The sequence below is a fragment of the Comamonas sp. FUJ_7 genome, from assembly GCF_057369555.1.
Genome location: NZ_JBXXZI010000018.1, coordinates 1 through 11,340, shown reverse-complemented (window position 1 = coordinate 11,340; position 11,340 = coordinate 1). Strand labels below are relative to the sequence as shown.

At 55.7% G+C, this 11,340-nt stretch carries 19 protein-coding genes and 2 pseudogenes; 13 read left to right on the top strand and 8 right to left on the bottom strand.

The window, feature by feature from the left end; all coding sequences use genetic code 11:
- Both AC2I9W_RS17440 and AC2I9W_RS17435 read left to right on the top strand, forming a co-directional pair.
- Nucleotides 1-684: pseudogene (locus AC2I9W_RS17440) on the top strand (replication protein); the annotation flags it as partial.
- 276 nt (nucleotides 685-960) lie between these two features.
- Complete coding sequence (locus tag AC2I9W_RS17435; protein ID WP_486411184.1) at nucleotides 961-1,272, top strand: hypothetical protein; 312 nt, start codon at nucleotides 961-963, stop codon at nucleotides 1,270-1,272.
- A 342-nt stretch (nucleotides 1,273-1,614) separates the two neighbouring features.
- On the opposite strand, the gene AC2I9W_RS17430 is transcribed toward AC2I9W_RS17435, so the two are convergent.
- Nucleotides 1,615-2,028 carry a hypothetical protein gene (locus AC2I9W_RS17430; protein WP_486411183.1) on the bottom strand — a complete coding sequence of 138 codons (414 nt, stop codon included), beginning with the start codon at nucleotides 2,026-2,028 and terminating at the stop codon, nucleotides 1,615-1,617.
- Nucleotides 2,029-3,115: 1,087 nt separating this feature from the next.
- Here AC2I9W_RS17430 and AC2I9W_RS17425 point away from each other — a divergent pair.
- The 6 genes from AC2I9W_RS17425 (at nucleotide 3,116) to AC2I9W_RS17400 (ending at nucleotide 5,768) form a co-directional block, all read left to right on the top strand.
- Nucleotides 3,116-3,307 (top strand): hypothetical protein, encoded by a 192-nt coding sequence (locus AC2I9W_RS17425; RefSeq protein WP_486411182.1) that lies wholly within the window; start codon nucleotides 3,116-3,118, stop codon nucleotides 3,305-3,307.
- Between the two features lie 14 nt (nucleotides 3,308-3,321).
- Entirely contained in the window at nucleotides 3,322-3,591 is a 270-nt protein-coding gene (locus tag AC2I9W_RS17420) for an EexN family lipoprotein (RefSeq protein WP_486411181.1), read from the top strand.
- 2 nt (nucleotides 3,592-3,593) lie between these two features.
- Nucleotides 3,594-4,571: a TrbL/VirB6 family protein gene (locus tag AC2I9W_RS17415; RefSeq protein ID WP_486411180.1), complete on the top strand. Its 978-nt coding sequence runs from the start codon at nucleotides 3,594-3,596 to the stop codon at nucleotides 4,569-4,571.
- A 355-nt stretch (nucleotides 4,572-4,926) separates the two neighbouring features.
- A complete protein-coding gene (locus AC2I9W_RS17410; RefSeq protein ID WP_486411179.1) occupies nucleotides 4,927-5,292 on the top strand; it encodes a mobilization protein in 366 nt (121 codons plus the stop codon).
- Between the two features lie 12 nt (nucleotides 5,293-5,304).
- Complete coding sequence (locus tag AC2I9W_RS17405) at nucleotides 5,305-5,508, top strand: hypothetical protein (RefSeq protein ID WP_486411178.1); 204 nt, start codon at nucleotides 5,305-5,307, stop codon at nucleotides 5,506-5,508.
- The gene (locus AC2I9W_RS17400) at nucleotides 5,505-5,768 is read left to right on the top strand and encodes a hypothetical protein (RefSeq protein WP_486411177.1); all 264 of its coding nucleotides are present in this window, start codon (nucleotides 5,505-5,507) and stop codon (nucleotides 5,766-5,768) included. The genes AC2I9W_RS17405 and AC2I9W_RS17400 overlap by 4 nt, the downstream gene beginning before the upstream one ends.
- On the opposite strand, the gene AC2I9W_RS17395 is transcribed toward AC2I9W_RS17400, so the two are convergent.
- The 7 genes from AC2I9W_RS17395 to AC2I9W_RS17365 all read right to left on the bottom strand — a co-directional run bounded on the left by AC2I9W_RS17395 (nucleotide 5,740) and on the right by AC2I9W_RS17365 (nucleotide 8,385).
- Nucleotides 5,740-5,985: an antitoxin VbhA family protein gene (locus tag AC2I9W_RS17395; protein WP_486411176.1), complete on the bottom strand. Its 246-nt coding sequence runs from the start codon at nucleotides 5,983-5,985 to the stop codon at nucleotides 5,740-5,742. The two genes, AC2I9W_RS17400 and AC2I9W_RS17395, sit on opposite strands and share 29 nt — an antisense overlap.
- On the bottom strand, nucleotides 5,978-6,190 hold the full coding sequence (locus AC2I9W_RS17390; RefSeq protein ID WP_486411175.1) for a hypothetical protein: 213 nt from the start codon (nucleotides 6,188-6,190) through the stop codon (nucleotides 5,978-5,980). The genes AC2I9W_RS17395 and AC2I9W_RS17390 overlap by 8 nt, the downstream gene beginning before the upstream one ends.
- 122 nt (nucleotides 6,191-6,312) lie before the next feature.
- On the bottom strand, nucleotides 6,313-6,924 hold the full coding sequence (locus AC2I9W_RS17385; RefSeq protein WP_486411174.1) for a hypothetical protein: 612 nt from the start codon (nucleotides 6,922-6,924) through the stop codon (nucleotides 6,313-6,315).
- 30 nt (nucleotides 6,925-6,954) lie between these two features.
- The gene (locus tag AC2I9W_RS17380; RefSeq protein ID WP_486411173.1) at nucleotides 6,955-7,446 is read right to left on the bottom strand and encodes a GNAT family N-acetyltransferase; all 492 of its coding nucleotides are present in this window, start codon (nucleotides 7,444-7,446) and stop codon (nucleotides 6,955-6,957) included.
- Nucleotides 7,443-7,733: a type II toxin-antitoxin system TacA family antitoxin gene (locus AC2I9W_RS17375; protein WP_486411172.1), complete on the bottom strand. Its 291-nt coding sequence runs from the start codon at nucleotides 7,731-7,733 to the stop codon at nucleotides 7,443-7,445. The genes AC2I9W_RS17380 and AC2I9W_RS17375 overlap by 4 nt, the downstream gene beginning before the upstream one ends.
- Before the next feature lie 83 nt (nucleotides 7,734-7,816).
- Nucleotides 7,817-7,987, bottom strand: a complete 171-nt coding sequence (locus tag AC2I9W_RS17370) for a hypothetical protein (protein WP_486411171.1) — start codon at nucleotides 7,985-7,987, stop codon at nucleotides 7,817-7,819.
- A gap of 188 nt (nucleotides 7,988-8,175) precedes the next feature.
- The gene (locus AC2I9W_RS17365) at nucleotides 8,176-8,385 is read right to left on the bottom strand and encodes a hypothetical protein (RefSeq protein WP_486411170.1); all 210 of its coding nucleotides are present in this window, start codon (nucleotides 8,383-8,385) and stop codon (nucleotides 8,176-8,178) included.
- 56 nt (nucleotides 8,386-8,441) lie between these two features.
- On the opposite strand from AC2I9W_RS17365, the gene AC2I9W_RS17360 reads away from it, so the two are divergent.
- The 5 genes and pseudogenes from AC2I9W_RS17360 to AC2I9W_RS17340 all read left to right on the top strand — a co-directional run.
- A complete protein-coding gene (locus AC2I9W_RS17360) occupies nucleotides 8,442-9,074 on the top strand; it encodes a recombinase family protein (protein WP_486411169.1) in 633 nt (210 codons plus the stop codon).
- Between the two features lie 83 nt (nucleotides 9,075-9,157).
- A complete protein-coding gene (gene parA, locus AC2I9W_RS17355) occupies nucleotides 9,158-9,790 on the top strand; it encodes a ParA family partition ATPase (protein ID WP_486411168.1) in 633 nt (210 codons plus the stop codon).
- A gap of 20 nt (nucleotides 9,791-9,810) precedes the next feature.
- Nucleotides 9,811-10,035 (top strand): plasmid partition protein ParG, encoded by a 225-nt coding sequence (locus tag AC2I9W_RS17350; protein ID WP_486411167.1) that lies wholly within the window; start codon nucleotides 9,811-9,813, stop codon nucleotides 10,033-10,035.
- Nucleotides 10,036-10,142: 107 nt separating this feature from the next.
- Nucleotides 10,143-10,436, top strand: a complete 294-nt coding sequence (gene parC / locus AC2I9W_RS17345; RefSeq protein ID WP_486411166.1) for a ParC family partition-associated protein — start codon at nucleotides 10,143-10,145, stop codon at nucleotides 10,434-10,436.
- 235 nt (nucleotides 10,437-10,671) lie between these two features.
- Nucleotides 10,672-11,340: pseudogene (locus tag AC2I9W_RS17340) on the top strand (replication protein); the annotation flags it as partial.

The window sequence follows — 11,340 nt, the reverse complement described above, 5'->3', positions numbered from 1 at the left end:
GAGCAGCAGCGCCAGGAGCGCGCCGAGCGCCGGAAGCTCAAGCTATTGCCAGGAGGCAAGGCCGGCAATCTGCGCGGCTTTTCCGGGCGGCAGCTCGCGTGGGATCGCCTGGAGGATCTGCGCAAGCTGGCCGACCTGCGCGGCGGCGTCAGGGAAGGGGAGCGTATGCAGCACCTTTTCTGGCGGTTGAATTTCCTGCTGCTGTCCGGCGCGACAAACAGCGGCCAGATGTACCACGAGGCGGCTGCGCTGGCCGGCGAGCTGGATAGGGCCTGGAGCTACCGTAGCAAAGAGCTGATGACGCTCTACAGCAAGGCCAAGGCCTACGAGGCCGGCGAGAAGGTGGCATTTGGCGGCCGTGAGTTTGCGCCGCTCTACACGCCCAAGAATGACACGCTTATCAGCCTGTTTCAGATCACTGACGAGGAACAGCGGCAGCTCCGCACGCTCATCAGCTCGGACATGGCTGCAGAGCGCAACAGATCGCGCCTGGAGGCCCGCAGGCGGGCCGCAGGGGCCATAGACCGTGCCACCTATGAAAGCCAGTCGGCGAGCCGTCAGAAGCCTTGGGAAGCTCTCGGAATGAGCCGGGCGAGCTGGTATCGCGCCGGTAAGCCACCCCTGCCGACCAATGAGACAGGTTCGACCGTATTACAGGCCTCTGCGGGTGGTTGGGATGCGTGAGACAAGTGCGACCGTATTACTAATGGCGAAGCCTAGCGGCTTTGCCGCCCTTGCCATAGGCAAGAGTAGCCCCGGTGATTTCAATATCACGAGTAGCCCGCAAGCCTTGTGTGTCAACGCGAAGCGTTGTCCACATGGCGCGCAGGCCGCGCAGCGGCCGAAGAGGGCCGCTGGCCTTAGTAGTCCTCGCTTTAAGGGCGGTCGCCGTTTTTTGAGACAAGTCCCTCCCCTATTACTAATGGCGAAGCCTGCCGGCGCTCGATGGAAGCTCTGGTCATGAGGACAAGGCGAACATTTCGGTCTGAGCTGCTGAAGAGCTTGCGTGAAATGCCGGTCTCGGCCGCGCTGGATCTCCTGGGCCTGTACTGGAAGCGGGACGCAGATTTCAAGCCGATCAAGGACAAGCACACCGAGCGGGTGAATGTGTCCATCGGTGGCGGAGTTGTCGAGCTGCTGGCCACGGGCCCGAAGTGGTACGACACTCGGACGGAGAAGGGCGGCGGTGGCGCTATCGACTTGGCTATGCACTTGCTGCGGCTGGACTTCGTATCGGCAGTTAAGCGTCTGGAAGCAGGCATAAGGAAGTAATACGGGGATCGGCTTGAAATTTACTCGCAGAGCGCTTCGCGCGAATACCTGTTTATCAAGCGAGTGATTCAGCGGCATTTGTTTTTCAGGTGCGGATTCCAGTCTTACTTGATCACCCGTTCCAGTGCTCGTGGACAGCAATCCAAAATTTAATGAGCACCGTGACGAATTTTTGTGGGCACCTTGATGCTCAACGCAGATGACTGCAAACGACCCATAGCTGTCATCCACTAACAATAAAGGTAGGCAATTGCTGGACGCCGAAGGGGCAGAATGAAATGACACCTGAAAGCGGCATGCCGTTGCGGGAGCGGTTGAGCGACTAGTCAGACGTCGGCGTCATCAGCCGTGGCAGTAGAGCAGGACACCAAAGCTTCCTGGAAAGGACCTGCAAATATTCAGCGCTTCTAACTCCCAAGATGGATCTGCATCAACATAGGTTGCCTTGCTTCGATGCCATTCTCCTTCTGGAGTGATGATCGAATACGGCACGCCTTCGGACGTAAGCTGATCAACAGGAAAGACAATTGGCGCTTGCTCGTTTGACGCGCTTGGGTAGGCAGAGTAGTCGAGGTGACTCTCATTCATCCATTCTTTTGTGCAGCACCAGTAGTAGTCCCAGCGCCCGTTTTCCACTGGGACATCGTCCTCCCACATCTTGAATGGACGCATCAACGCCGAAGTAGCGTGTTCTACCGACTTTTCAGTGTTCAAGTCGATGTCTTTCGGAAGAATCAGAACGGCGAAGAACTTCATTACGCTAACTGGATTTAATCGACCAGCAAGATTATTCGTCGTTCTTAATAGGAACAAATCTGTTCGTCATGTTGAGAGTGAACAATCGCAAGAAAACATCATAGGCACCCCGAAAATCGCGTATTTGAAGCGTATTCCGAGTCTTCTAAGACCAAAATTTGAACGACAGCTCCTGGCCGGTAGCTGACTGTCCAAGTTGAATGGAGAGCTGACCAAATGAAATCAGAGCACTGTCCACGAAACATTGGAACGAGTGACCATTTGAACTGGAATCCGCATTCAGGGCCACGCCTTCCGTTTAGGCGCTGCGCCGTGCCAGAGCTGCGGCAGGCCGCATGGGTTACTGACTGGCTGCATGCATCTTGACGAAGACCGGCGCGCTAGTTGCAGGTTCTCGCATGGCGGCGGGTCTGTCGCGCGGGAAAAGGCGAACTGCTGACCGCGTGCCCCAAACACCGCATGCGCGCACCTGGACCAGCTCCCGAATTAAACGTTGTGGCCGATTTTTTAGAAATCATTTACTCATTTACTTATTTGAGTTTTTGAGTCTACGTGCGTGAAAACGCTAATTCTTCAGTGATTCGAGTTATCTAGCCTGCATGCCGCGCTGTGGTTAGTTTGTTTATTTGTTAGTTAGTTTGTTAGTTAGTTTGTTTTGTCTGTTGCCGCATTTGCCAGGACGCATTTCGTGCTGCGCACGACCAGCCCCCTTCGGACTGGACTCCCGCGTCTCGCCGCCGACAGGCTCGGGGGGCAGGGGTTGCGGGCTTTGCCCTTCGTCCCTGCCCCCTCTCACACAGGCTTGGCCGTTACGGCCAGCGTCAAGGGTACGGCTGCGCCCGCGTCCTCACCCGTTCGGTGCTCGCCCTAGCGGGCTGCGCTCCGCATGCGGCTTCCGGGCGCGCCCTTGACCCTGCCCTTCGCTAGTTTCGACTTTGGATTGTGCAATCCAATTTTCGTAAACACCTGTACAAATTATGTTGACAGCTATTTACGTAAGTCATTGTGGTTAAAAGGTTTTTTTGACTTTGAGTAGATTCATATGCCACTATGAAACCGCCATTCAATAGCCATTTCTGGAGGTCGTATGACAGGTCAATTTTTAGCAGCTCGCCTTTCTCCAAAAGAGGCGTTGGCACAGCCGTTTTATGTGGGTGGGGAAGGCGAAAACGTGGAATGGGGCGGCCCTGTGGAAGCGTTCCGGTTCACCGATATGGACAGCGCCTTCCGGTTCGCTGACACCGACCCCGACAACATCAAAATTTTTGAAATCCTGTAGGAGCACTGATCTATATGAAAACGTCCAACCTGACGAAGAACGTCCTTTTTGCGCTGCTGGCAGCCGTGAGCCTTGCGGGCTGCGAAAAGACGCGCACGGTCGATTACTACACCGAGAACGCCACAGAGAGAGCGGCGAAGCTGGAGGAATGCAAGACTAATCCGGGCGAGCTAGATAAGAGTCCAAATTGCGTGAATGCCAAGCGCTCGCAGGTGCAGAGCGAATTGAACACGCGTAATAACGAGCCCTACGATTTCTTCAACAACTCCAAAATAAATAAATAGCCATGGCCGGATTCGTATTCTTTGATAGTTTTTCAAGAAAATTCGATGCGGCTACTGCGGCTTTTGCGACGGATATAACCGGAAATCTGATTGCAACCCTCACGCCAGTTATCACTGTTGGCTTGACTCTGGGCTTTCTGGTCTATGCCTTCGGGATCATTCGCGGCGTGATAGATCACCCAATGCCGGATTTTCTATGGCGTTGCTTTCGCATTGGCGTCATCGTTTCTATAGCCACGGCAGGCGGTCTATATCAGACCCAGATAGCCGATGCCATCATGACTACACCAGATGCTTTGGCAAAGGCTCTGGTTTCTGGCCCATCCGCTGGCGATACGGCTGGCTCTATTTACGATGCTGCCGCTCAAAAAGCCTTCGATGTCGCTGCAAAGGCTTGGGAAAAGGCCGGATGGTTTGGCGCGGAGGGTTTAATGTATCTCGCCTTCGCGGTGCTTTATTTGCTCGCTGCTGTGGTGATTTTTGGAATTGGGGTGGGATTGATAATCATCGCGAAGGTGGCTTTAGCCGTCCTCGCCGCGCTCGGACCATTATTCATCTTTGCTCTGCTTTGGCAACCGACGGCAAAACTATTTGAACAATGGATTTCCCAGGTGCTGAATTATGGGTTCGTTATTATTCTCACTACAATAATATTCATGCTGATTATAGATGTATTCGGGAATTACTCGGGTGGCGTGAATATAAACGGTTCACAAAACATGATCTATACCTTGGCCGCTGCACTCCTGATTAGCCTCGCTTCCATCATGTTGCTTTTGCAAGTTCCATCGATAGCAAGCGGCCTCGCTGGCGGTGTTGGCTTGGGCTATATGTATGAACTGCGAATGATGCGCAGTGGAGCCGGTGCCGCTGGAAGAGCCGGGAAGACTGCAGGTGTGGTCGCTGGACAAGCTGGGAAGTCTACTGTTCGGAGTGTTATGAAAATGGCTAACTATGCCCGTGGAAAGTTGGGCGGATAGTTGCACCATATATGCATCAACACTGCATAAAAATTGCATCGCTTTGGCATCACGTAATGAATGGCTGCATCATCTTTGCATTATCTCTGCATCAGATCTGCACCATTCACCATCGAGCATGCTCGATGGATAGGAAATGACCCCCTGGACGGCCATAAATGGCCATCCAATAGCCTCCTTAATCCTTAAGTTCGGTCTATACACAATACGCACCTTCCGGTGCGGCTAAGTCATTGATTATAAATATGAAAAATTGATGCGGAAAAATTCATTGTAGTTCTCAGCAACTACAAAACGCCCGGAAACCCAGCAAATACGGTGTTTTTTGCACTACAGCCTGTAGCACGGAGGCCCTATGGCTCTTAGACCACCAATTCAGATCAGATTGAACCCATTAAAACACCTTCAATATGAGGACGAGGCGCAGCGCCTGAACAAACCGCTTTCGACCTACCTACGCGAACGACTGGAGGCCCGAGACGCCATGGGGGATGAACTGGCCGCGCTGCGGCAGGAGGTTGCTCAGGGCTTTCATGTCATGCGTCAGATGCTCACTGAGAAAGCAGAGAGCGGCAGCGCTGTGCCGACATCCAGCCAGACCAATGATGCACTGCTACTCGAAATTCTGGTGTTACTGCGGCAGATAGGTGGGCCGGAGAAAATAAAAATGGCCCAAGCCGAATTGAAATGGCAAGGCATGAAGGCATGGACGCCTAATTAAAGGGGGAACAAATTGAATGAAAAGACCACTGTTCGGGCCGTTGTAGATGAGAAATTAAAATTGGATTTCGAGACAATAGTTAAGAGGAACGACAGAATATCAAGTCAAGTTTTGCGGGATTTGATGCGCGAATACATTTACCGAAATTCAGGCGGTGGAGTGTGGGAGCCGGGACGCCGGGCGAAACGTGAGGAATCTAAGGAAGAAGATTTATGACAAATATGGATCGATTTCGTTTCAAGGCTGAAAAAGCAGCGATTATTTTTATATCGGTGCTGACAGCAATTTATGTAATCGCGTTATTGCCACAAGCTCCGAGTCTTCTCGGCGGCATATTTTCCGGCGATAAGGAGGCAGGCCGGTTATTTCTCATGGGCATCACCGTGGGCGCTATAGGCTGGGGCCAATGGCACTATCGTGATGCTGTTTATCCGATGCATCGAAAGCTCAAAGCGAGTTCTTCAGTCTTGCTTTGATACGCTCAATATATTCTCCCAGCGTGATTTCACCAGAGATAACGCGCTCCATATCAGCTACGTCCTCGGCATCTGGTTCGATACCTTCCAGGCGCAGTGAGCCGATGGCAATGGCCAGCGCTTCGCGGTCGTGGGTTTGGTAGGAAAAGAATTCGCCATCAGTGGCGGGGTGCGTTTTCATAACACCTCGCGGCCCACGGCTGGAGCGCTTATCCATTCTTGTTCTTCAGGGGAAAGCGGTTGCGAATAGTCGGAGGCGGCCAGCAGCTCGTCCAGGGTGTAGCGCGCATTTCAGCGGCAATCCGGCGCGTGAGCTGAAGCGCCGCCGCTGGCGTGTTCCCCGGCGCGGGGTGTTCCAGATCCGCGCGCACCTGAGCGCGCAGGCCTTCCAGATCGCGGCCGCCGTCTACGACCGCCTGCATGAGAAGGCGCGCAGGAGAGCTGCGCCGCTGCATCCGTGCTCACGCGCAGCCGCGAGAAATTCCCGCTTCAGTTCGCTATCGACAGTCACCGAAATGCGGGTCATCTCAGCCTCCTATCGAAACTAAAATTGCGGTTTCGTGGACTTTTGCTGGTCCATGAATTTGATCCGGGCGTTTTGCCAAGCAGGGTCGATCAACTTCAGTTTGGTGCCTGCCAGGCTCAGCTCGGCCGAACCGATTTCGCATCCCATGCCGGATGAACGCATCGGCTTTTCACACCATAGCAGGCCCATGCTTCCGGTCGAAACTGGACCGTATTTCGCACTCGCGGCCTGATTCATCGCGGTTTCATTGTCCTTCGTCCATGGGACCTCATAGTTGACCAAGGCGGCGGCCATGGGATTTTTCTTGTCGTAAGGTACACGGGGCTCGAAGCTCACTTGCATCCGGGTGCCGTTGTTTTCGTAGACAAGATATAGGACTTGCTCGCTCCCGGTCACGGCGTAAGCAACATGGTTTTTTCCAGATTTGGTGACCCGAATTTTGTCGGGGGAGACCCCGAAATTTTTCTGCATTGCAGCGCGAGCTTCTTCAATGCTCATGCCGGTTTTCACGCCGCCCACATCAAAGGACTTCACATCAACCGCGCGCACTGGCTGCGCCGCATTGGAGGGAGAGAAATAAGGCAGGCCCACAAAAATTGCAGGGGCTAGTGCGAGCAAAATTTTCTTCATCTACGTGCTGTTTCCTATTTATTTACAAGCTCAAAGGCTGGCTTTCAAATCTGCTAGCGTGACCATCAGCGTCATTGGGTCCAGCGGTGACGGCTCGAAGCCGAGGCGTTCGTAAAAAGCCTTTGCTTCATCCGAGAGCGCATGCACGAGCATGCCCCGAATTCCGATAGTGTCGGCCGCCTGGACGATGCGCCGGCCCGCGTCTTGTACCAAGGCGCGGCCGAAGCCTTTGCCGTGCAGGGAATGGTCCACGGCAAGACGGCCGAGGACCACCACCGGAATCGGGTCCGGCATGTTGCGGCGAAAGCGACCAGGCGCGGTATCGACCGTAATCGCGCTCGATGCCAAAGCGTAGTAGGCCAACACGCGGCTGCCATCGCAGGCAACAAAGGTGCGAGATGCGCCTGTCGTCTGATTTTTCAGGGCACGGCGCTTTAGCCAGTGGTCCAGGCTTTCCACGCCCGAGGCGAAGGATTCGACGTCATGATGCGCCGCCAGTGGCTCAGGCGCTGAAACTGTCATGCCTTCTCCCAGGGGGCCGGCGCTTGCATTGTCTTGCGCAGGCGTTCATTCGGCTGGGGTGCCATGTCCAGCCGTGCCAGGAAGGTGGCATAGGCTTCCGGGCTGACGGTAATGATGGCCTGGTCAAGCAAGGCTTCTTCGGCCGCCGTGCGTGCGGCGTCCAGCATGAAGTCGGTGCGATTTTTCCCGCGTACCTTGGCGGCGCGGTCAATGAGGCTCCGCTCTTCCGGCTTGATACGAAGGTTCAGCGTTTCACGCTTGGCGGGTGCGGTGCTCAAAGCGGGCATGGCTCAATCTCCTGTGATTTTCTCCAGTATAGCATTTCGTAATGTCAATGTCATTACGATTCTGCGCTGAAATTGTCTTGCGACTATTCCAGCAGCGGCCAAAGGAGCAGCCTGGACAGGTCGCAGGCTTGGTTCAGTAGCAGGGCCATGCCCTGTCCCATGGCGTCGGTTTCCGTAGTCCAGGTGCGCAGCTCCGCGCCGGTTTCATTCCGGGCGATCAGTCGCCCGCCTTCATACGTCCAATGTGCAGCCATGGTGCATCCTCGTTCCGGGAACATTCCCAGCCGAAACCGTAGCATCACGACAGCGGCCGTACGCTGAAACTGTCTTGAAAGCTCATATAGATTGCTCTTATGAGCTAGGCGCATATACACTGCAAATTGTTTAATGGGCCTATCCACTTTTCATAGGATCATTTAGGTATACATAAATGATCCGAGCATCAGAACCGGCGAGCAGGACTTGCAGCAGGCGACCGAGCTTTCATGAATTGGTCGAGCTGTTTCTGTTCAACTTCGCGGCCAATTAAAAGAGCTGGCCAGCCTTTGGGAGGGGGCCAGCCAATCCCGAAAATATCCAGTTGGGCGCGGGTATAGCCGCCTTTGGCAGTCTTGGCGCTTGCTAGAAATTCTTGGGTAACGGTTACTTTCATGCCGCCATTAAAGGGGAAATCATGAGCGAACTCAATCACATCAGGGAGCAAGCACAATGAACATTGCCCGCGTCTATCTGCGCGTCAGCACCGACCAGCAGGATTTGCAGCGGCAGGAAGCTATCTGCGCGCAGGCCGAGGCGGCGGGCTACTACGTGGCGGGCACCTACCGCGAGAAGGCCAGCGGCGCACGCGCTGACCGGCCCGAGCTTCTGCGCATGCTGGCCGACTTGCAGCCCGGCGAGGTGGTCATAGCTGAGAAGATCGATCGCATCAGCCGTCTACCCTTGCCGGAGGCCGAAGCCCTCATTGCTGCGATACAGGCGAAGGGCGCGCGTCTGGCCATCCCGGGCGTGGTGGATCTGTCCGAGCTGGCGGCTACCGCCGAGGGCGTCCCGAAGATCGTCCTAGAGGCCGTGCAGGACATGCTTTTGAAGCTGGCCTTGCAGATGGCCCGCGACGACTACGAGGACAGACGGGAGCGGCAGCGCCAGGGGATCGAGCAGGCAAAGGCGGCCGGGAAGTATCGCGGCCGCCGTGCTGATCCCAAGCGCCGCGCCCAGGTGATCGCGCTGCGCCGTTCTGGCCACAGCATCAACCAGACAGCCGAGCTGGCCGGGTGCAGCCCCGCTCAAGTGAAACGGATATGGGCGGCGGTGACTGACAAAGAAAATTCCCTCAATAAATGATGCTTTGCTCCTTTACTCATTTGTTTATTTTGATATGATGAAATGAGTAAATCATCATTTACGTTTTTGCATTAGGAGATCGCATGAAAGTCATCGCCGTGCTGAACCAGAAGGGCGGGAGTGGAAAAACCACAATTGCCACGCATCTGGCCCGCGCTCTGCAACTCGATGGCGGCGACGTGCTGCTGGTCGATTCCGACCCGCAGGGCAGCGCCCGCGACTGGGCCGCTGTGCGCGAAGATCAACCGCTAACCGTTGTGGGCATCGACCGGCCGACTATCGACCGGGACGTGAAGAACGTTGCCCGAAAGGTTGATTTCGTCGTGATCGACGGCGCGCCCCAGGCGGCCGACCTCGCCGTATCGGCCATCAAGGCGGCTGACTTCGTGCTGATCCCTGTGCAGCCATCACCCTACGACATTTGGGCGGCCGCCGACCTTGTTGCCTTGGTGAAGCAGCGCATCGAACTGACAGACGGCCGCCTGCAGGCGGCCTTTGTCGTATCGCGGGCGATCAAAGGCACGCGAATAGGGGGAGAGGTCACCGACGCGCTGACTGGCTACGAGTTACCCGTCTTGGATGCTCGCATCACTCAGCGCGTGAGCTACCCCGGCACTGCGGCCACTGGAACAACCGTTTTGGAGGCGGAGCCAGATAGCGACGCTGCGGCCGAAATCCGCGCCCTCGCAGCCGAAATTAAGCAAAAACTCATTTGAGCTTTTGAGGAAATGAAGCAATGAGCAAGCCAACCACCACACTGAGCGCAGGCCGACCGAGTGCTCGCACCGACAAGGCCAAGGCCGTGACCCTTGCCAGCCTTTCCGACGATGCCGGGGGCATGAAGCGGGTCAATTTCGAGCTGTCGCCCGACCGTCACGCCAAGCTGAAAATTCACGCGGCCAAAGCGGGCAAGAGCATCAAGGAACTGCTGACGGATTACGTTGATAGCCTGCCGGAATGAGTAAATACGTTTATGAGTATTTACACATAAATTAATTTTGGCAATTCGATAATGGACAAGACTAAAGCAATGTTGAACCTTGCTTGTCAGATTGGGGCGGCTAAGGCATGATTACGGATGTAGATTCGATGGGCGTCGTCGGTCCCACAGCTTTGAAAGAGCTTTTGGCTGCTGGTGGCGTCCAGGGCGCAACCATCCGGGTTGCCGAGCAGGGCTTAATTGTGGTCCTGCATATCGGCCCGAATGATCGCGTTCTAGGGTTGTTTCGCGGTGGCCCGCGCTTTTTCCGGTCGTTCGACGGGGCGGCGGCGGCACTACGGCAGAATGGGGTGATGCAGTGGGACGCAGACGCGACCGGCTGGATTCCCCGAACCCTGTTAAGGGGTGAGAAGGACGAATAGGGCTGCGGCTGCTAGTTGGCGCTAGTAGCGAGCTCTAGAAAAGCAAAAAGCCTCGTTTGGCGACGAGGCTTTTGCTTAGGGTGGTCTAGCTATGCTTGTCGTTTTGGCGAACGACTGGCTCAGCGAAGAACCGTAGAAAGAGGACAACCAAACAGTTGTCTATGCAATCCTCATTCTACGGCCTGACCTTGCTATTGACAAGTGTTGACACGCGTTCTCGCGTGAGCAGGGGCATATGGCTAGAACGGCGGCACAACTGGCGCTTTTCAGCCCGGACGATGAGGCCGGGACCTACCATGACACGAGCAGGACGGGCTTTTTTTCGCTCCTGGTCGCAGTAGGCAAGGAAAAGCGCCAGGACTCCTACAAACTCACGGACATGCCCGTAATCTTGGGCATGGTCGATCAGACCCTCGATACCTGGCTGACACAGGCCGAATTCATGCGGCCAAACCGGCGCGTAGTGAATCTGGCGCGCATCGGCCTACTGTTTGCCGACTTGGACACCTACCGCCAGCCGTGGGCGGCCGGTAAGTCGCCCGAGCAGCTTGCAGCCGCCGTGCTGTACCACTGCGCGGCCGAAGGCGTCCCCGCTCCCTCGCTACTGGTCTACAGCGGCCGCGGCATTCAAGCCAAATGGCTGCTGGACGGCACGATCCCGCGGCAAGCGTTACCGCGTTGGAATGCGTGTCAACGCTATCTCATAGACCGGCTGGCCAACCTCGGCGCCGATCCCCAGGCCAAGGACGCCAGCCGCGTTTTGCGCCTCGTTTCCACCGTGAACACCAAGAGCGGCGACGTGTGCCGCGTCGTCCACGTCGAGGCTGGCCAGGATGGCCAGCCAATCCGCTACGGTTTCGAGTATCTGGCTGAATCGCTGCTGCCCGTGGCCCGCTGGGACATC